This window comes from Janthinobacterium sp. PLB04 (assembly GCF_021165895.1).
GTDB lineage: Bacteria > Pseudomonadota > Gammaproteobacteria > Burkholderiales > Burkholderiaceae_D > Janthinobacterium > Janthinobacterium lividum.
Map to the genome: position 1 here is coordinate 209,038 of NZ_CP088968.1, position 18,734 is coordinate 227,771.

An 18,734-nucleotide genomic window follows, 5' to 3' on the forward strand; every position below is an offset into this window, starting at 1 on the left:
ATATTACTCACCCGTTCGCCACTCGCCACCAGAGCAAGCTCCGTGCTGCCGTTCGACTTGCATGTGTAAGGCATGCCGCCAGCGTTCAATCTGAGCCAGGATCAAACTCTTCAGTTTAATCTCTGTTTAATGTCATTTCTGACAGGTCGGACAGTATCACTACCATCCAAATCTTTTGCATTGCAAAAGATTTGCTCACTCAAAAAACTGACAGGCCACTACTTTCGTAGCGCCTATTTCATTATTTCTTGTGAACATTTGATATATTTTAAGTATTACGCCAACCCTAAGATTGACGCTGCACTTACATCAAATGCCCACACTTATCGACTGTTAATTGTTAAAGAACTGTATTCGGTTACTGCTTTCGCGCCATCGACAAAGCGTTGTGTTTGTCAGCTGCGAAGAAGGAAGAGTATGAAGCATTTCAGCACAATCGTCAACACCTTCTTTTCTACTACCCAGCCCCTGAAGGCTGTCCCTTTTGTGCCGCAAACTAGTGCGTCTCATTGGGGAGGCGAACTATAGCAAAGCGCCCCGGGAGTAGCAAGACTTTTCCGGGGTATTTGCGGCCAACTGCTACAATTTCGCCCCCTCAGCGCACATTCGCGTCCATCCATAGAAGATTCACCATGAAACAACAAGCTCAAGGATCAGGCCTGACCCTGAAACGGGCTGGCTTTACCACTGGCTTCGGCGTGCTCGCCGCCACCCTCGGTTCCGCAGTCGGTCTCGGCAATATCTGGAAGTTCCCCTACCTGACGGGCGCCAATGGCGGCGCCGGCTTCCTGCTCATCTATTTGCTCGCCACCTTATTAGTAGGACTGCCCGTGATGATCGCGGAAATCACCCTGGGCCGCCGCGCCAAGGTCAACCCGATCTCCACCATGGAAAAGCTAGCGCCGAAGGGCAAGCCCTGGTGGCTGGTCGGCGTCATCGGCATGATCGCCGCCTTCCTGATCGTGGCGTTCTATTCGGAGGTAGTGGGCTGGGTGTTTGCGTATATCGCCAAGGCCATCGATGGTTCCATCCTCAGCAGCGACAAGCTGGTAACAGAAGCGGCCTTCGCCTCGCTGATCAGCAATCCTTTGCAATCGCTGTTGTGGCAATGGGGTGTATTGCTGTTTATCGGCGGCATCCTGATGCTGGGCGTGACCAAGGGCATCGAGGCAATCGCCAAGAAACTGATGCCATTGCTGTTCCTGCTGTTGCTGCTGCTCTGCGCGGTGAGCCTGTCGCTGGACAAGGCGGGCGAAGGCCTGGCGTTCCTGTTCCGTCCTGATTTTTCCAAGCTGACGGCCTCCGTCGTGCTGACAGCCATGGGCCTGGCCTTCTTCAAATTGTCTGTTGGCATGGGTACGATGATGACCTACGGCAGTTATTTCCGCGACGACCAGAATATCCCCGTCACTACCTTGCGCGTGATGGCGGCCGACCTCGGCGTATCCATGCTGGCCGGCATCGCCATCTTCCCCGCCGTATTCACCTTTGGCTTCGCCCCCAGCGCGGGGCCGTCGCTGGTGTTCATCACGATCCCCGCCGTGTTCTCGCAAATACCGATGGGACAAGCTCTGATGGTGGTGTTCTTCATCCTGGCTGCCGTGGCCGCCACGGGGGCGATGCTGTCGCTAATGGAAGTGCCCGTCGTGATTTTCCATGAACGTTTCGGCTGGACGCGCACCAAGTCCACCATCGTGACCATGCTGCTGCTGGCCGTGCTCGGTTCCGTATGCGCCCTGAGTAACAGCAGCCTGGCAGACTTCAAGCTGTTTAACTTGAATATGTTTGATCTGTTCGACTTCGTCTCATCGAATATCTTCCTGCCCGTGGGTGGCATCGCGATCGCCTTGTTTACAGGCTGGGCCTGGGGCAAGGACCATTTCATTGATGCGATCGGCAACCATGGCCAGCTGCAAAATAAAACCCTGGCGCATGTGCTGCTGTTCCTGCTGCGCTTTGTCTCGCCCGTGCTGATCCTGATCGTGATGCTGAAGGGTTTACAGGTCTTCTAATCAGAGTACCCGGGTGTAGGTCTGGCGCACCAGCACCCGGTCGCCGCAATCGAAATGCCACCATTCGCTGTTGATGCCGAAAAAGCCCGCCTGGAACATGGCGTCGCGCAACAATCGGCGGTGCGCCACGTGTTCCTCGGTAATTTCCCCTTTTTCCAGTAAAACCAGCTCCAGCGCCGGGTGCGAGCGCTCACTTAAATCGTCAAAGCCAGTTCCCATGTCCAGTTCCTGCCCATCCGGGCCGACGATGGTGATGTCGAGCGCCATGCCGAACGAGTGGATCGAGCCACGCGACGGTTCGGCGATATAGCCCAGCAACTCCGTTCCTTGCAACGCATCCCACAATTGCTGCTGCACCCGTTGCGGACGCAGGGCATCGAGCACCAATAAATGATGATCGGGGCGCTTCACGGCGAGCCAGGCCACGGCTTTTTCCAGGGCGGCCGCCGCATCGCGGTGCAGCCAGGCGCAATCGATGGGACTGTATAAGTCGCGGCCGACGAAATTGTCGGGCGTGGCATAGCGCAAGTCGACGGCGATGCCGGCGATGCTGCTCAGGTGGCGAAATTGCGGATCGCTGCCGACCGCTTCTAATTGCAAACTTGCAACAGACATCAGACTCCTCTTTCCAGGCAGTTGCGCGCCGCCACACCGATGCTGTCGGCCAGGCGCCGCGCGCCATGCGACAGCGGCGAGTGGCTCGCCGTCAATAAATACAGTTGGATGGGGATGGTGGGCGCCCAAGGACGGCGCTGCAGGCGCTCAGGCGAGCCGGACGCGGCCGTAAAAGGATCGACCACGGCCATGCCGGCGCCCGCTTCCACCAGGGAACGGGCGATTTGATAGGTTTGCACCACGGTGGAAAACACGGGGTGGATATCCTGCGCCTCGCAGGCGGCGACCACCAGTTCGCCCAGCGGATCATTGTCGGCATGGCCGATCAGTTCGCCGTTCAAGCCATGCGCCGTCAACGGCGTGCCGCAATCGGCCGCATGCCAGGTGCCGGCCGGCGCAATCACCGTCATGACGCCCTGCGCGATGGGTTCAGCCACGATGCCCGGATGACGCGGGTCTTGCAGCGACACGGCCAAGTCCGCTTCACCGAGGCGCAAGGTATTGACGATCTCGCCCGTGTGGTGGGTAGCCAGCTGACAACGCGTGTGGGGGAAGTCGCGCCGCCACTCCGTCATGGCAAACGGCAAGACGCTGATGGCGATCGTCGGCGTAGAGACCAGGCGGATGGTTTCCACCGCATGACCCTTCAGGCTGGCTGCCAGGCGGCGGATGCCCAATAAATCGCGGTTGAGCTTTTCCGTCTCGACAAACAAGCGGTGTGCCTCGGGCTTCGGATACAACTTGCCCCGTACGCGCTCGAACAGCGGCATGCCCAGTTGCAATTCGCAATGCTGCAAGACCTTGGTCACGGCCGGCTGCGAAATATGCAGCACCTGGGCCGCACCGCTGATGGTGCCAACTTGCATGATGGCGTGAAACACTTCGATATGACGCAGCCGCATGAGCTATTCCTTTACCTTGCCGTGGCCGCCAGGGCCGTCAATGTTCAGCATATAAGAAAAAGTCATGGGCTGGAACGGCCATGCTACTTTGCAACAACAGCCGGGGCCGGCGTCGTCAGCACTTCCAGCAGGGCCGCCGTTTCGCCATCGGGCGTGCCATCGAACAAGGTGTTGCGGTATTTCATCTGGAAAGCGATCAGCACATTGCGCGTCGCCTCATCGAAGACGCCCGTGTTCGGCGTCGCATAGCCGTGCTGGGCCAGCTTTTTCTGGAACCAGACGGCATCCGGCACTTGCTGCTCAAAAATGAGGCGCTGCGCTGCCACTCTGTTCGCATCGGGCCAGACAATCAGGCCCGCATCGGCCAGCTGGCGCCAAGGAAACAGCGGTCCCGGATCCTGCTTGCGCTGTGGGGCGATCTCGTTATGGCCAAGGATATTTTCCGGCGCGATGTTGTAGCGGGCCTGGATATCTTTCAGCAGTGGAATCAACTCATCGATCTGCGCTTGCGGGAATGGATACCAGAGGCGGCCTTCCGGCGTGTCCTTGTAGCCCGGGTTGACGATCTCGATACCGATCGAGCTGACATTCAGCTGTGTATAAGTCTTCCAGTTACTCACACCCGCATGATTGGCCTGGCGCGATTCATCGACCAGCACGTAAAACTTCGGCTTGTCCGTGTCGGTCAGCAAATAATGGCTGCTGACCACTTGTTCCGTCAGGATCTTGATCGAGCGAGGCAGGTCGCTGACCGTGTAATGGATGACGATGAATTTCACGCGCGGGCTCTGGCTGCGCGCGTTCAAGCTGTGGTCGAGGTGCGGCGCGGGCGTGGTACAGGCGGAGAGCAGGGCCACCAGCAGGGCGAGGGCGATTTTTTTCATGAAAGATCCGTGTTCGGGTTGGTAAAATGTTCAGTTCTTGCCAGTACGCTGGCTGGCTGCCCGGGCTGCCACCTTGGCCGCAGCCTCATGCGAACGGGCAACTTTTTGCTCCATCATCAACGATACCGGCAAAGCGGCGCGCATGGCAACCGCGATGGCCGGGTGCAATTGCGCTGCGCGGCCCGCCAGCACCACAGGACGGGGACCGTAGCGCGTCGTCAAGGCCAGCGCCAGACGCGCCAGTTCCTGTCCCGCGCGCTGCAAGATGTCCAGCGCCAGCGGGTCGCTTTCCGCACTGGCGGCCACGGCCAGCGCCAGCCGGCCGATGGCGCCCCGGTCCTGGCCATACATGAAGGCGCGCGACAGCGACCAGTCGCTGCCGCCCAGTTGCGCAAACACGGCCTCGGCCATGGGCGAGTCTTGCCAGCTGCCCGGCGCCTCGTCTTCGCGGCGCCAGATGTGGCGCAAGGCTTCGCGCGCGATCCAGTAACCGCCACCGCCATCGTCAAGCAGCACGCCGCGCCCGCCTGCGCGATGAAATACGCCATCCGCATCGATCCAGGCGGCAATCGAGCCCGTGCCAGCGTAGACCAGATAACCTTCGCCGGGTTCAAAACTGTCGCGATAAGCGATATCAATATCGTTGCCCAAGCGCACGTCGCCGGCGTCCAGCGCCAGCAACTCTGCCAGCATGGGTGCCAGCGCCACATCATCGCCGCCAAAGCCCGTCAAGCCCGCCACCACGGCACGCGGTTGGCCAACGGCCAGCACGGCCTGGCACAGTCTGGAAAATGCGGCGTGCACGGCCGCGCGGCCCGCTGCGCTGCTCATTTGCAAGGCAGACAAGCCTTCCACAGCCCCATCGGCCACGATGACGCCGTCCCCGTTGGCCAGGGCCCAGCGCGTCTGCGTGCCGCCCGCGTCGATGCCCAGCCCCAGCACGGCAGTGTCAGTATTGGTTACAGGGAAGGAAATCATGGCATGAGTGTAAAGCCAAGCTGAGCTTGCAGGCATGAAAGCTTGCGCATGTTTCATGCCTGCAGGTTATGGACTAGCGGTGAACGGTCAACAACTACTTGGCGGGGGCCGTAAACGGTGCGCGCACGGTAACGCGGGGGCTTTCATTGCCGAGGCGGTCCACGGCGCTGACCACTACCGCATTGACTTTACCAATGGCATCGTCGACCAGGGTCAGCTCGCCTTGCACGCCCGTGACCACGGTAAAGCGCCAGTCTTCGCCGTAGCGGGCCCAGACCGCGTACTGCGCCACGGCTTTGCCGCCGCCCGCCGTCAATTTGATGTTCAGGCTGGTGGAATCGCGGCGCAAGGCCAGCACGGGCGTACCCGGTGCTTCCTTGCCCAGCCATGGCGTGGCGGGAATGAGGGCAGGGCTTTGATATACAGTCGCCTTGAGTTGCTCGCTGACACCCTTGCGGTTCTGCATCAGGGGCACCATGCTGAAATGCACTTGTCCATTCGCGCCGGGGCGCGTGCGCGTCACTTCGATCTGCTTGATGATCTCTTGCGGCGTGAAGGACTTGGCGGAATTGTCGATGCGGCTCGTGTATAAACCGGGCCACACGTGGCGGCCATACGGATTTTGCGCCAGCCAGTAGTCGAGCAGCACGCCAAACGCTTGCGGCGCCTGCGCCACGGGCCAATACAACTGCGGCGACAGGTAATCGAGCCAGCCCTTGGCCAGCCACAGTTCCGCATCCGCATACAATTTATCGTACTGGCTGAAGCCAACGATGCCGGCCGGGCGGCGGTCCGGACGGCCGATGCCGAACGGGCTGATGCCGAAGCGCACCCAGCTCTTTTCGCGGTGGATGCCTGTATATAAGGCTTCGATCAGCTGGTTGACATTCTGGCGGCGCCAGGAAGCGCGGTCCAGCTGGCCACCGGCCAGCAAATATTGCTGCCAAGAAGGCTCATCGGGGAACGGCAGTTCACGCTTGGCGCCGCCATTGCCCGCATCCAGCGCGGCCGTCTCGGCGCCCGCACCGGCGCCAGGCGCATCGATCGGATACGGATAAAAGTAATCGTCGATGTGCACGCCGTCGATATCGTAGCGGCGCACGACGTCCAGCACCACGTCCGTCGTGTGCCTGGAGGCGGCGGCATCGCCCGGGTCCATCCACAGGTAGCGGCCGTATTGCTTGACGGACGCCGGGTTGGTGGAAGCGAAACTGTCGCGTGCCAGCGGCGACTTGGCCGTCGCGTGACGGGCACGGTAGGGGTTGAACCAGGCGTGCAATTCCAGGCCGCGCGCATGCGCCTGCGCCACCCAGAAGGCCAGCGGGTCATACATCGGCAACGGCGGCTGGCCTTGCTTACCGGTCAGGTATTCCGACCATGGCTCCAGTTGCGATGGGTAAATCGTGTCGGCGCTGGGCCGCACCTGCAGCACAATCGCGTTCAGATTCAAGGACTTGGCGCGGTCGAGAATGGCCAGCGCCTCCGCTTGCTGCTTGGCGACAGGCAAATTGCTGCGGCTGGGCCAGTCGATATTGGCGACCGTCGAGACCCAGGCGGCGCGGAACTCGCGCGGTGCTGGCGGCGGCACTTCGCCCGTGATGTGCTGCACGGGCGGCACGGCCGGCAAACCCGCTTCGCCTGGCGTCACTGCGGAGGGCAGCCTGGTACTGGTACAACTGCTGAGCAATGTGGCGGCGGCCAGCGCGGCCAGTACGCCGGCGCTGGCGCCCAGGCGTTTTTTGAAAGTAGACAACAAAACAATTCCTTGCAGTGGTGAAGCGCAGGTCTATCGGTGCGGGCATTTTACTGTGCGCCCGCCATCCATGCGGGCGCACGGTTCAAAAGAATCAGGCCTCGGCCTTCTTGCCGAATTCGGGATCGATCTTGACCAGCGCGGCCATGATGAAAGCGGGAATGGTAGCGATGCAAACCCAGATGAAGAAATGCTGGTAACCGAGCATTTGCTGGATCCAGCCGCTGGCCATGCCCGGCAGCATCATGCCCAGGGCCATGAAGCCCGTGCAAATGGCGTAATGGGCCGTTTTATGGGCGCCATCGGAGACCATGATCATGTACAACATATACGACGCAAAACCGAAGCCATAGCCAAATTGCTCCAGGGCGATGCCACCGGCGATCACATAGATGCTGCTGGGCAAAGCGGTGGCCAGATAGACAAACACCAGGTCGGGCAAATGGACGGACAGCACCATGATCCACAGGCAACGTTTCAAGCCGAAGCGGGAAATGATGAATCCGCCCAGCAAGCCGCCCAAGGTCAGGGCGATCACGCCAATGGTGCCGTAGACAAGGCCCACCTGTTCCGTGCTGAGGCCCAGGCCGCCCTTGGCAACGGGGTCGAGCAGGAAGGGCGCGGCCAATTTGAGCAGTTGCGCTTCGCCGAGGCGGAACAGCAGCAAGAAGCCCAGGATGACCAAAATATCCTTCTTCTTGAAGAAGGAGGCAAAGGTGGCAACGAACTCCTCCAGCGGAGAAACACCGGCGCCCTGGATGCTGGGGCGGTCATCCTGCGGTTTCGGCAGGACAAAATAGTGGTACAGGAAGAGGGCGATGAACAGGCCCGCCAAAATCGCAAACACGACGGACCAGGCCAGCTGCACATTGCCCGTCGCATGCGTCAGATAGCCAGCCAGATACACGAGGCCACCCTGGCCGGCGATCATCGCCAGGCGGTAAAACGTGCTGCGCACGCCGACAAAGGCCGCCTGCTGGTGTTCTTCCAGGCCCAGCATATAAAAACCGTCGGCGGCAATATCATGCGTGGCGGAACTGAAGGCCATCAGCCAGAAGATGGCCAGGCTGATCTGGAAAAAGTGCGGCAGCGACGTCGTCAGGGCCACCAGCGCCAGCGCGGCGCCGATCACCAGCTGCAAGCCGACGATCCAGAAGCGCTTGGTGCGGTACATATCGATAAAGGGCGACCACAGGGGCTTGATGACCCACGGCAAGTACAGCCAGCTCGTATACAGCGCGATATCCGTATTGGAAAAACCGTAGTTCTTGTACATGATCACGGAGAGTGTCATGACCACTACATAGGGGATGCCCTGGCCAAAATACAGGGAAGGGATCCACAGCCACGGCTTATTTGACGGCTTATTCGCGCGCGCCGGGGCGGTTTGTTTCACTAGCTCCATACATCCTTCGTTGTCTCCCAGACAGAAGAATGCCGCGCCATCGGATCACGCCGCCAGTGCCGCCCGCACACTGCCGTCCGCGCCGGCCAACAATGCCTGTGCCTGGTTCGTGTTGATTTTTTTGATCAAGGCAACTATCGCCACCTTGACGTGAAATTGGCATTGCTCCAGCACGGTCCTGGCCTGCACTTCGCTGGCGCCGGTGGCGTGCATGGTGAGACGCACCGCCCGCCAGATCAGCTTGGCGTTGGTCGGCTTCAAGTCTACCATCAAGTTTCCGTAAGTTTTATGCAAACCGACCATCAGCGCGCTGGAAATCGTGTTCAGGGTGATTTTTTGCGCCGTGCCCGCTTTCAGGCGGGTGCTGCCGGAAATGACTTCCGTGCCCGTGTCGAGCACAATGCCGCATTGCGCCTCGTGCGCCACGGGCGCATCCACATTGTTGGCGATGCCTATCGTCAAGGCGCCCGCCTTGCGCGCGGCCAGCAGGGCGCCCAGCACATACGGCGTGGCGCCGGAGGCGGCCAGCAGGATCACCACGTCATTGTCTTGCGGCTGCAGGGACAGCAAATCCGCCTCGCCTTGCTGCAAATCATCTTCCGCCCCTTCGACAGCCGTGAACATGGCGCCCGCGCCGCCGGCCAGGATGGCGACAGCCCGCTCGGGCGGCCACGAAAACGTGGGATTGAGTTCGACACTGTCGAGTACGCCCAGGCGGCCCGACGTGCCCGCGCCCACGTACAGCAGGCGTCCGCCGGCAGCGATGCGGGGCAGGGCGGCCGTGATGGCCGCAGCGATGTCGGGCGACGCCAGCCGCACAGCCTCGACGGCCCAGAACTGGTCATCGACCAGCGCCGCCACCAGTTGCTCCACCGGATACAGGTCCAGATCCGGATGCCGCCGGCTCGGAGTTTCAGTTTTCAACATGATTTCAGAACATGGTTAACCATGAAACCAGTTTAATACCAACGAGCGGGATCAACCATGAAAGGATGGCGGGCGGGCATAACGGGAGTTTATGGCCAGTGCAACTAGACGTACTTCGCTACGGCGACAAACCAGTTGCTGAATTTGTTCATTCAGTGGCCCAGAGGCAAGTTTTAGACCCGTTTATGTCTATACTTCAGTTCGACGCCAACATCCACGACACGCCCCATGATCGCTCGCCAATTGCTGTTCCTGTTTAGCGCCCTTGGCGCCATCAACGGCATTTTCCTGGCCGTCTATTTTTTCAGCCGCCGGCCCCGCTGCCTCGCCGACTGCATGCTGGGGGCATTGCTGCTTGCCGTCGGGGTGCGCACCGCCAAGTCCGCTTTCCTCTACTTCAACCCTGCGATCGCCATCGAATTCCGCCAGCTGGGCCTGTCGGCCTGCCTGCTGATCGGTCCCTTGACCTATCTCTATGTACGCGCCTTCATCGCCGGGCTGGCGCAACGGCCTGCCGGACAAGCATGGCGCTGGCATCTGAGCTTGTCCTTCCTGCTGATCGGCATTGGCGTTGCCTTTCCATATTCCGCGTATCGTTCTGTATGGAACCAGTCGAGCCATGCCATTCATGTGTTCTGGCTATGCTACCTGCTGGCAACCGCCAGGCTGCTGTGGCAAAGCCGCCGCGCATGGTGGAACGAGGGACAGCGGATGGCGACCAGCAGCGTGCTCCTGCTGAGCGTCTTTGCAGGCAGCTGCGTCATGCTGGCGGCGTACGCGAGCACGCCGTTCACGTCCTATATCATTGGCGCCTTGTCATTCACCTTCTCGCTGCATGTGGCGGTGATGGTCTTTCTGCTGAGAAAGGAAGGCTTGACGCCATCCGAGCCGAAACAGAAGTACCAGAATAACCGCCTGGCGCACGAAGATACGCTGGCCGTGCTTGCCGCGCTGGAACAACAGATGAGCGGACAGAAATCCTATCTGAATCCGAACCTGACCCTGGCCCAACTCGCCAAGCGGGCGGGATGCACGCAGGCGCAGGTGTCGCAGGTACTGAATGACAAGCTGGGCAAGAGCTTCACGACCTACGTCAACGAATACCGTATCGCCGAAGCGAAACAGGTATTGAGCGACGAGCCGCAATGGAACATGGATACCGTCGCCGAGCGCTGCGGGTTCAATTCCAGTTCCACCTTCTACTCGACCTTCAAGAAAGTGGCTGGACAGACGCCAGCCAGCTTCCGGGCTCAATCTGGCCAGGCGGCCAGGGCCATTTCCGCATGAAAGCACTCCGGAATCGCCATTCCGGAGTCTGAAATCGTGTTTGGCGACATCCATTCCCCTGCACTTCGATAAATTATCGAGCACCAGCGATCTGAAATAGTCGTTGCTCCGATAAACGCAGTTCTATATGCAGGGTACATCCATGATTCAGTTTTTATTGCGAACCATACTCGCCTGTTGCTTCCTGAGCATCACCGCCATCGGCACCGCCGCAGACCAGGACGAAAATGCCATCCGGGAAACCGTGCGCTTGTATATGCATGGCACCAGCTTTAACGTACAAAGCGAGATCAACCAGGCCTTCCATGCAAATTCCCGCCTTTACCTGGACGGCAAAAACGATGCGGAATGGGAGTTGAGCGGTCCGGAATACGCCAAACTCTTTTCCCAGGAGAAAGCAGGGCAATTCAATGGGCGCCACGGGCGGCTGATCAAGGTGGATGTGAGCGGCAAGGTGGCCACCGCCAAGGCCGAAATCCACATTCCTGAACAAGGGGTCCGCTATGTGGATGTCTTTCTGTTGAAAAAGATCGCCGGCAACTGGAAGATCGTCAGCAAGTCGGCCCATCGCGAGCCAGCAGCCCCGCGCCACGCACGCAAGGTGCTGCTGGTGGTGTCGAATGTGCATCAATATCCAGGCACAAAGGTTAACGCTGGCAATAATTTTCCGGAGATCGCGTATACCTATGATGTCTTTCGCAAAGCGGGGTATACCGTCGACTTCGTCAGTCCCGAGGGTGGCGCCATTCCCCTGGAAATGATCGTCACGTCGGACGAGCTGCTCAAGAAACACCTGTACGACAGTGATTTCATGTGGGCACTGGCCCATACCAAGCCCGTTTCCGAGGTCAGGGCAGACGAGTATGCGGGCATGGCTTTCGTCGGCGGCGGCGCGGCCATCGTCGGCATCCCGGAAAACAAGGCGCTGCAGGACATCGCCTTGCGTATCTACGAACAACAAGGTGGGGTGATCGCGGCCATCTGCCATGGCACCGAGGGCATCAAGAATCTGAAGCTGCGTGACGGTACTTTCCTGATCCAGGGCAAGGTGCTTACCTCGTTCCCCGATGCGTTTCTGAACAAGGAATCGCCGGTCTACAAGGCCTATCCTTTTTCGGCAGAAGCGAGCATCAAGCGCCATGGCGGCATATTCAGGCACGGCGCCAACGGCAAGAGCCACGTCGAGGTCGATGGCCGGCTGGTGACCGGCATGAGCTGGGAAGCGTCCGTCGGCGTGGCGGAATCCATGATCCGCCTGATCGAGCAGTAGATTTACGGAGCGCGGCGCATTTCCGCCACAAAGTCGTAATGATCGCTGCGGCAATACGAATGCGTGAGTTCCACCGCTTCGCCCGACTCCAGGTAGGCGATGCGCGTGATGAACAGCACGGCCTGGCCATCGGGGATGCCCAATTGCTTGGCCAGCACGTCCGTCGCATTCATGGCGCGGATGTGCTGCAAGGCGCGCACGGGGGCCTTCTTGATGCTGCTCAAGTATTCATATAGCGAATCACCCATCGCCTCAGGCTCCGGCACTACGTTGAACGGCAAGACGCTCACTTCATATGCCATCACGACGTCATCGGCCAGGCGCAGGCGCTCCAGGCGCGCCACTTTCGTGTTCTGCGCCAGGCCCAGGCTCAGCTGTTCATCGCTGCTGGCGATGACGACTTCGCGCTTGAGCCAGCGCGAGCCGGGGCGGTAGCCGCGCTGCTGCAGCTGCTCGGAAAAGCTCGACAGGTTCGACAGTGGCTGCTCGATGCGCGGGGCAATATAGTTGCCCGAACCGCGGCGGCGCACGACGAGGCCTTGCTCGACGAGCTGGTCGATGGCCTTGCGGGCAGTCACGCGCGATACGTCGAGCAGTTCGGACAGGGTACGTTCGGATGGCAGGGCCTGGTCTACCTGGTAGCGGCCGTTGCGTACGTCATCGCTCAGCTTGCGGGCGATCTGCATATATAAAGGCGAATTGTCATTTAAATCGACCTTGAGTTCTACGCTGGTCTGGCTCATACAGTTCTCCTTGTCCTCCTAGTGTAATAGCGATGGCGCCTGCGCGTAGCCCGTCCACCCATGAATAAATGGAAAATGACCATAAATAACGGTTATACACTTAAAAAAACAATGTTTTACCGTACGTATAGCTTTGTATTATGGATAAATAAGCAATTTTCATTAGCGCAGTAAACCATCGCGCCCTATGCTGGTGGCGCCTCCACCACACCGCGAAACAGGGAACATGCACAATAAAATGACGGGTTTACTGGGCTTGCTGCTGCTGGGTACAACGTGGACGGCGCTGGCCGCCCCGCCCGGTAGCGGCAAGGACCAGCAGCGCGCGCTCGATGCCACGCTGGCCGCCATCGTCGATGATGCGGCCCACCCGCTGGCCAGCCTGTCCGTGCTGGCCATCCGCCACGGCAAGGTGTCGTATCAACAACAATTTGGCTACCGGCATATCGGCGCCACGCCGACAGAGAACTTGCCCGTGACGCCAGCCACCCTGTTCCGCATCGCTTCCGTCTCGAAGATGATGACCACCCTGGGCCTGATGCGGCTGGTCGAGCAGGGCAAGCTGAGCCTGGACCAAGACGTGGGCATCTATCTGGGTTTTTCCCTGCGCAACCCGCATTTCCCCCAGCAACCGTTGACCTTGCGCAGCCTGCTCAGCCACACTTCCTCGCTGCGCGATGCGGGCGGCTATGCCTGGGGCCCCGAACGCAGCTTGCGCGACGTGTTTACGGCCGGCACCGATACGATGTGGGATGCGGCCGCGGCGCCGGGCCGCTATTTCACGTATGCCAACCTGAACTGGGGCGTGATCGGCACCGTGATGGAAAAAGTCACGGGCGAGCGCTTCGACTTGCTGATGCGGCGCCTGCTGCTCGATCCCCTCGATGTGCGCGGCGGCTACAATCCGGCCGCCTTCCCGGCGGAGGATGTAGCAAACACGGCTACCCTGTACCGCAAGCGCACGCTCGACACGGAGATCTGGCAGCCACACGGCCCCTGGATCGCGCAAGCCGATGATTTTTACCAACGCCCACCGGCCGCGCCAGCCGGCCTCGAACGGTATGTGATCGGCAGCAATGCCACCGTCTTCAGTCCCACGGGCGGCTTGCGCATCTCTGCTGCGGGCTTGGGCACGGTCATGCAGATGCTGCTCGACGGCGGGCGTTATCAGGGAAAACAACTATTGCAGCCGGCCAGCATCGCGCTGATGTTTGGCCGCCAATGGCAGCTGGCGCCGGACGGACGCAATGGCGACAGCGAACGGGGCCTGTACCACGCCTGGGGCCTGGGCAACCAGCAATTCGATGCGGTGGCAGGGCAGGGCAACCGCCTGGTCGAGGGTGCCAGCTTCACGGCCGTGGGCCACCTGGGCGACGCGTATGGCCTGGTCTCCGCCTTCGTGCTCGATTTCAAGAACAGGAACGGCATGGTGATGCTGGTGGGCGGCACGGGCAGCGATCCCGAACATTATTCTGGCACGTATTCCGCCATGGGGCGCAACGAGGAATTGATACTCGCCGCGCTATACCGTGGTGCGATTGACAACAATCCATCCTTGCATTGAAATGGTGCATTCCTGAAAGTTATGGCTGCACCATGATGTTTCATTGGCTGCGCTGACGGCCAGCCTCTAAGCTCTTCCCGAATGCTCCCGCACCATGGGAGCGCAACGCAGCGAGGCAACATGCAGCAACAAGTCATCATCATCGGCGGCGGCATCGTCGGTCTGACATCGGCCTGGTGGCTGGCCGAGGCCGGCTACAAAGTCACTGTACTGGAACGCAATGAACAGGTGGCGATCGCCGCCAGCTACCGCAATGGCGGCCAACTCAGCTATCGCTATGTAGCCCCGCTGGCCGATGCGGGCGTGCCCTTCAAAGCCCTGCAATGGCTGCTGCAGAAAGATGGTCCGCTGCGCTTCCGTCCCGAAGCGGACTGGCGCCAATGGCGCTGGATGGCCAGTTTCTTGCGTAATTGCAACAGCGCCAGCAATGCCCGCACGACGGCCAAGCTGCTGCAACTGGGAGAATGGAGCCGCGCCGGCATGGCGCAGCTGGAGCTGACCGTACCGCCCGAAGCGTATGCCTGGCGCGATGCGGGCAAACTCATCGTCTACCGTTCGCCCGCCATCTTTCAGCGGGCCGTGGCGCGGCCCGAGTCGGAAGAGGCGCGCATCGTCTTGTCTCCGGCGGAAGCCGTGCAACGCGAACCGGCGCTGGCCGCCTTGCAGGGCGCCCTGGCGGGCGGCATTTTTACGCAAGGCGAGGCGGTGGCCGATTGCCACGCCTTTTGCCTGGCGCTGGAAGCGCGCCTGCTGCAGCACCCGAATTGTTCGCTCTTATTAAAAGGCGAGGCGCGCCGCCTCGTCACGCACAAGGGCAGGATCACGGGCGTCGATACGAGCCTGGGCTTGCTGCAAGCGGATCACTATGTACTGGCGGCCGGCATCCAGAGCCGCGACCTGGCCGCCACGGCGGGCATCTACCTGCCTCTGTACCCGCTGAAAGGCTATAGCCTGACGGCGCCCATCCGCGCGCAGCACCGGGCGCCCGAGATCAGCATCACGGATTTCGAGCGCAAGGTACTGTATGCGCGCATCGGTGGCGACTTGCGCGTGGCCGCCATGGTCGACATCGTGGGCGCCGACAACAGCATCGACTGGGGCCGCATCGCGGGCCTGACGCGGCTGGCGCGCGAAGCCATGCCGCACGGCGCCGATTACGACCAGGCCACGGCCTGGGCCGGCCTGCGCCCCGCCACGCCGAACAGCGCGCCGCTGGTGGGCGCCAGCAAATATGCGAACCTGTGGCTCAACGTGGGCCATGGCCCCTTGGGCTTTACCTTTGCCGCCGGCACGGCGCGCATCCTGGCCGACCTCATGGCCGGCAAGGCGCCGCCGTTCGCGCTGGACTTCCTCAGCCCCAAAAAGTAGCCAGGCAAGGCGCGGCGCACGCGCCGCTGCCGATATGGCGGATAATTGCGGAACTTTTCAGTTCCCTCTTTTCTGTTCCTGATTGCCAGCGCATGCCCACACTCTCGACATCTGCCGCCTGCCCCTGTGGCGGCGCCTCCTACGCCGGCTGCTGCGGCCCGTATATCGCGGGCGATGCCTTGCCGCCCACGGCCGAAACCCTGATGCGATCGCGCTACACGGCGTTCACCCTGCGCGACGAGCCGTATCTGCTTGCCACCTGGCACGCCAGCACCCGCCCCACCGACGCTTTATTTGCCGAAGAAGAAAAAGTCCACTGGCTGGGACTTGAGGTAAAATCTGCTTTACGTTTACGTCAACGTAAAGCAGTATCAGCAGATCAAGCCGAAGAGATACACCGCGACAGCGTGGAATTCGTGGCCCGCTACAAGGTCAACGGCCGCGCGCACCGCCTGCATGAAGTGAGCCGCTTCGTGCGCGAAGCGGGTGAGGGCGGCGCCCTGCGCTGGTTTTATCTCGACGGCAGTTTTCCCGAATAGCGCGACCCGAGAGACCGGGCGATAATAAAAAGGAACCGCAATGCCGCACATCGAAAGCAAACTCAATCCGCGTAGTGAAGATTTCAAGGCCAATGCCGCGGCCATGCAAGCCATCGTCGACGATTTGCGCGACAAGGTCGAGAAAATCGCGGCCGGCGGCGGCGAAGCGGCTGCCGCCAAGCACCTGGCGCGCGGAAAGCTGCTGCCGCGCGACCGCGTGCAGATGCTGCTCGATCCCGGCACGCCCTTCCTCGAGTTTTCCCAGATGGCGGCCTATGCCATGTACCAGGACGCCAAGGGCGTCGATGCGGCGCCTTCCGCCGGCATCATCACCGGCATCGGCAGGGTCTCGGGCCAGGAATGCGTCATCGTCTGTAACGACGCCACCGTCAAGGGCGGCACGTATTACCCGATGACGGTGAAAAAACATTTGCGCGCCCAGGAAATCGCCGATCAGAACAACCTGCCCTGCATCTACCTGGTCGATTCGGGCGGCGCCAATCTGCCGAACCAGGACGACGTCTTCCCCGACCGCGACCATTTCGGCCGCATCTTCTACAACCAGGCGAACCTGTCGGCCAAGGGCATCCCGCAGATCGCCGTCGTGATGGGCTCTTGCACGGCCGGCGGCGCGTACGTGCCGGCCATGAGCGATGAGTCGATCATCGTCAAGGAGCAGGGCACGATTTTCCTCGGCGGCCCGCCGCTGGTCAAAGCGGCCACCGGCGAAGTGGTGACGGCCGAAGACCTGGGCGGCGGCGACGTGCACACGCGTTTGTCCGGCGTGGTCGACCACCTGGCGCAGAACGATCTGCACGCGCTGTCGCTGGCGCGCACCATCGTCTCGAACCTGAACCGCACCAAGCCGCAACAGATGGCGATGCGCGAGTCCGTCGAGCCGAAATATCCGACACAGGAGCTGTATGGCGTGATCCCCGTCGATACGCGCAAGCCCTTCGACGTGCGCGAAGTGATCGCGCGCATCGTCGACGGCAGCGATTTCGACGAATTCAAGGCCCGCTACGGCACCACCCTGATCTGCGGCTTCGCGCATATCTATGGGGTGAAAGTCGGCATCATCGCCAATAACGGCATCTTGTTCTCCGAATCGGCCCTGAAAGGCACGCATTTCATCGAATTGTGCTGCCAGCGCAAGATCCCGCTCGTCTTCCTGCAAAATATCACGGGCTTCATGGTGGGCCGCAAATACGAAAACGAGGGCATCGCCCGCAATGGCGCCAAGATGGTCACGGCCGTGGCCACGGCTGCCGTGCCGAAATTCACGGTGATCATCGGCGGCAGCTTCGGCGCCGGCAACTATGGCATGTGCGGCCGCGCGTTTTCCCCCCGTTTCATGTGGATGTGGCCGAATGCGCGCATTTCCGTCATGGGCGGCGACCAGGCCGCTTCCGTGCTGGCGACCGTCAAGCGCGACGGCATCGAAGGCAAGGGCGGCGAGTGGAGCGCGGACGAGGAAGCGGCCTTCAAGCAGCCGATCAAGGATCAATACGAACACCAGGGCCACCCGTACTACGCCACCGCGCGCCTGTGGGACGATGGCGTGATCGACCCGGCCGATACCCGCATGGTGCTGGGCCTGGGCCTGTCGGCCGCCTTGAACGCGGAAATCCCGGACACGAAGTTCGGCGTATTCCGCATGTAAGCGGCATTCAGGGAGAAGAGAATGGAATTTGAAACCTTAAAGCTGGTCATCGAGGGCAATGTCGCCACCGTGACCCTGAACCGCCCCGACGTGCGCAATGCCTTCAACGAGACGACGATCGCCGAACTGGCGCGCGCCTTCGAAGGCCTGGGGCGCAGCGACATGGTGCGCGCCATCGTGCTGGCGGCGAATGGCGCGGCCTTTTGCGCCGGCGCGGACTTGAACTGGATGAAGAAGATGGCAGGCTACACGCATGCCGAAAACCAGGCCGACGCGCTGCAGCTGGCGCAGATGCTGCGCACGATTTACCTGTGTCCCAAGCCCGTCGTGGCGAAGATCCAGGGCGACTGCTATGCGGGCGGCATGGGCCTCGTCGCCGCATGCGATATCATTCTGGTTGCGGAAGACGTGCATTTCTGCCTGAGCGAAGTGCGGCTGGGACTGATCCCGGCCACTATTTCACCGTATGTCATCAAGGCCATGGGCGAAAACGCGGCACGCCGCTATTTCCTGACCGCGGAGCGATTCTCCGCGCAGGAGGCGCTGCGCATCGGCTTTGCCCACGAGGTAGTCGCTGGCGACGCGCTGGACGCGAAAACGGCCGAGGTGCTCAAAGCGCTGACGGGCAACAGCCCGCACGCGGTGGCGCAAGCAAAAACGCTGGTGCGCGAGATCGTTGGCCAGCCGGTTGACGATGCGCTGCTGTTGGACACCGCCGAGCGCATCGCGCAGATCCGCGCCTCGGAGCAGGGACGCGAAGGCGTGCAATCGTTCCTCGACAAGCGCAAGCCGAGTTGGCTCATGGGCTAGCAATATCATTGGAG

Annotated in this window: 16 protein-coding genes; 8 read left to right on the top strand and 8 right to left on the bottom strand. The window is 61.0% G+C overall.

Translation table 11 applies throughout. The features are described 5' to 3' along the window. The first annotated feature begins 632 nt into the window (after window positions 1-632). Complete coding sequence (locus LSO07_RS00790; RefSeq protein ID WP_151091805.1) at window positions 633-2,012, top strand: sodium-dependent transporter; 1,380 nt, start codon at window positions 633-635, stop codon at window positions 2,010-2,012. Here LSO07_RS00790 and LSO07_RS00795 read toward each other — a convergent pair whose 3' ends face one another. The 7 genes from LSO07_RS00795 to LSO07_RS00825 all read right to left on the bottom strand — a co-directional run bounded on the left by LSO07_RS00795 (window position 2,013) and on the right by LSO07_RS00825 (window position 9,476). After that, complete coding sequence (locus LSO07_RS00795; protein ID WP_034782807.1) at window positions 2,013-2,627, bottom strand: M15 family metallopeptidase; 615 nt, start codon at window positions 2,625-2,627, stop codon at window positions 2,013-2,015. Next, window positions 2,627-3,529, bottom strand: a complete 903-nt coding sequence (locus tag LSO07_RS00800) for a LysR family transcriptional regulator (protein WP_034782805.1) — start codon at window positions 3,527-3,529, stop codon at window positions 2,627-2,629. The genes LSO07_RS00795 and LSO07_RS00800 overlap by 1 nt, the downstream gene beginning before the upstream one ends. A gap of 83 nt (window positions 3,530-3,612) precedes the next feature. Beyond that, the gene (locus tag LSO07_RS00805; RefSeq protein ID WP_034752412.1) at window positions 3,613-4,413 is read right to left on the bottom strand and encodes an N-acetylmuramoyl-L-alanine amidase; all 801 of its coding nucleotides are present in this window, start codon (window positions 4,411-4,413) and stop codon (window positions 3,613-3,615) included. A gap of 30 nt (window positions 4,414-4,443) precedes the next feature. Continuing rightward, the gene (locus LSO07_RS00810) at window positions 4,444-5,391 is read right to left on the bottom strand and encodes an N-acetylglucosamine kinase (RefSeq protein ID WP_225317138.1); all 948 of its coding nucleotides are present in this window, start codon (window positions 5,389-5,391) and stop codon (window positions 4,444-4,446) included. A gap of 94 nt (window positions 5,392-5,485) precedes the next feature. Then, complete coding sequence (locus LSO07_RS00815) at window positions 5,486-7,147, bottom strand: glycoside hydrolase family 10 protein (RefSeq protein ID WP_151091809.1); 1,662 nt, start codon at window positions 7,145-7,147, stop codon at window positions 5,486-5,488. Window positions 7,148-7,238: 91 nt separating this feature from the next. After that, the gene (locus tag LSO07_RS00820; protein ID WP_151091811.1) at window positions 7,239-8,549 is read right to left on the bottom strand and encodes an MFS transporter; all 1,311 of its coding nucleotides are present in this window, start codon (window positions 8,547-8,549) and stop codon (window positions 7,239-7,241) included. A gap of 45 nt (window positions 8,550-8,594) precedes the next feature. Further along, window positions 8,595-9,476 (bottom strand): N-acetylmuramic acid 6-phosphate etherase, encoded by an 882-nt coding sequence (locus LSO07_RS00825; protein ID WP_151091814.1) that lies wholly within the window; start codon window positions 9,474-9,476, stop codon window positions 8,595-8,597. 228 nt (window positions 9,477-9,704) lie between these two features. On the opposite strand from LSO07_RS00825, the gene LSO07_RS00830 reads away from it, so the two are divergent. Further along, window positions 9,705-10,763 (top strand): helix-turn-helix transcriptional regulator, encoded by a 1,059-nt coding sequence (locus tag LSO07_RS00830; protein WP_151091817.1) that lies wholly within the window; start codon window positions 9,705-9,707, stop codon window positions 10,761-10,763. A 142-nt stretch (window positions 10,764-10,905) separates the two neighbouring features. Continuing rightward, complete coding sequence (locus LSO07_RS00835; protein ID WP_191909556.1) at window positions 10,906-12,033, top strand: nuclear transport factor 2 family protein; 1,128 nt, start codon at window positions 10,906-10,908, stop codon at window positions 12,031-12,033. Between the two features lie 2 nt (window positions 12,034-12,035). Here the strand turns inward: LSO07_RS00835 and LSO07_RS00840 are convergent, their stop codons facing one another. Further along, window positions 12,036-12,776 carry a GntR family transcriptional regulator gene (locus LSO07_RS00840; protein WP_151091823.1) on the bottom strand — a complete coding sequence of 247 codons (741 nt, stop codon included), beginning with the start codon at window positions 12,774-12,776 and terminating at the stop codon, window positions 12,036-12,038. A gap of 238 nt (window positions 12,777-13,014) precedes the next feature. On the opposite strand from LSO07_RS00840, the gene LSO07_RS00845 reads away from it, so the two are divergent. From LSO07_RS00845 to LSO07_RS00865, 5 genes are all read left to right on the top strand, one after another. Further along, on the top strand, window positions 13,015-14,340 hold the full coding sequence (locus LSO07_RS00845; RefSeq protein WP_151093932.1) for a serine hydrolase domain-containing protein: 1,326 nt from the start codon (window positions 13,015-13,017) through the stop codon (window positions 14,338-14,340). Window positions 14,341-14,460: 120 nt separating this feature from the next. Then, the gene (locus LSO07_RS00850; RefSeq protein ID WP_231772998.1) at window positions 14,461-15,708 is read left to right on the top strand and encodes a D-amino acid dehydrogenase; all 1,248 of its coding nucleotides are present in this window, start codon (window positions 14,461-14,463) and stop codon (window positions 15,706-15,708) included. Window positions 15,709-15,800: 92 nt separating this feature from the next. Beyond that, window positions 15,801-16,247, top strand: coding sequence for a YchJ family protein (locus LSO07_RS00855; protein ID WP_151091829.1), 447 nt, complete (start codon window positions 15,801-15,803; stop codon window positions 16,245-16,247). A 40-nt stretch (window positions 16,248-16,287) separates the two neighbouring features. Continuing rightward, complete coding sequence (locus LSO07_RS00860) at window positions 16,288-17,910, top strand: carboxyl transferase domain-containing protein (protein ID WP_070278418.1); 1,623 nt, start codon at window positions 16,288-16,290, stop codon at window positions 17,908-17,910. Between the two features lie 21 nt (window positions 17,911-17,931). Further along, window positions 17,932-18,720 carry an enoyl-CoA hydratase/isomerase family protein gene (locus tag LSO07_RS00865; RefSeq protein ID WP_034782795.1) on the top strand — a complete coding sequence of 263 codons (789 nt, stop codon included), beginning with the start codon at window positions 17,932-17,934 and terminating at the stop codon, window positions 18,718-18,720. The last annotated feature ends 14 nt before the right edge of the window (window positions 18,721-18,734 follow it).

What these genes read in the sequence shown, in the direction of transcription:
- LSO07_RS00790 (WP_151091805.1), top strand. Translation starts at nt 633, where the DNA reads ATGAAACAACAAGCTCAAGGATCAGGCCTGACCCTGAAACGGGCTGGC.
- LSO07_RS00805 (WP_034752412.1), bottom strand. Translation starts at nt 4,413, where the DNA reads ATGAAAAAAATCGCCCTCGCCCTGCTGGTGGCCCTGCTCTCCGCCTGT.
- LSO07_RS00850 (WP_231772998.1), top strand. Translation starts at nt 14,461, where the DNA reads ATGCAGCAACAAGTCATCATCATCGGCGGCGGCATCGTCGGTCTGACA.
- LSO07_RS00825 (WP_151091814.1), bottom strand. Translation starts at nt 9,476, where the DNA reads ATGTTGAAAACTGAAACTCCGAGCCGGCGGCATCCGGATCTGGACCTG.
- LSO07_RS00860 (WP_070278418.1), top strand. Translation starts at nt 16,288, where the DNA reads ATGCCGCACATCGAAAGCAAACTCAATCCGCGTAGTGAAGATTTCAAG.
- LSO07_RS00810 (WP_225317138.1), bottom strand. Translation starts at nt 5,391, where the DNA reads ATGATTTCCTTCCCTGTAACCAATACTGACACTGCCGTGCTGGGGCTG.
- LSO07_RS00830 (WP_151091817.1), top strand. Translation starts at nt 9,705, where the DNA reads ATGATCGCTCGCCAATTGCTGTTCCTGTTTAGCGCCCTTGGCGCCATC.
- LSO07_RS00820 (WP_151091811.1), bottom strand. Translation starts at nt 8,549, where the DNA reads ATGGAGCTAGTGAAACAAACCGCCCCGGCGCGCGCGAATAAGCCGTCA.
- LSO07_RS00865 (WP_034782795.1), top strand. Translation starts at nt 17,932, where the DNA reads ATGGAATTTGAAACCTTAAAGCTGGTCATCGAGGGCAATGTCGCCACC.
- LSO07_RS00845 (WP_151093932.1), top strand. Translation starts at nt 13,015, where the DNA reads ATGACGGGTTTACTGGGCTTGCTGCTGCTGGGTACAACGTGGACGGCG.
- LSO07_RS00795 (WP_034782807.1), bottom strand. Translation starts at nt 2,627, where the DNA reads ATGTCTGTTGCAAGTTTGCAATTAGAAGCGGTCGGCAGCGATCCGCAA.
- LSO07_RS00855 (WP_151091829.1), top strand. Translation starts at nt 15,801, where the DNA reads ATGCCCACACTCTCGACATCTGCCGCCTGCCCCTGTGGCGGCGCCTCC.
- LSO07_RS00835 (WP_191909556.1), top strand. Translation starts at nt 10,906, where the DNA reads ATGATTCAGTTTTTATTGCGAACCATACTCGCCTGTTGCTTCCTGAGC.
- LSO07_RS00800 (WP_034782805.1), bottom strand. Translation starts at nt 3,529, where the DNA reads ATGCGGCTGCGTCATATCGAAGTGTTTCACGCCATCATGCAAGTTGGC.
- LSO07_RS00840 (WP_151091823.1), bottom strand. Translation starts at nt 12,776, where the DNA reads ATGAGCCAGACCAGCGTAGAACTCAAGGTCGATTTAAATGACAATTCG.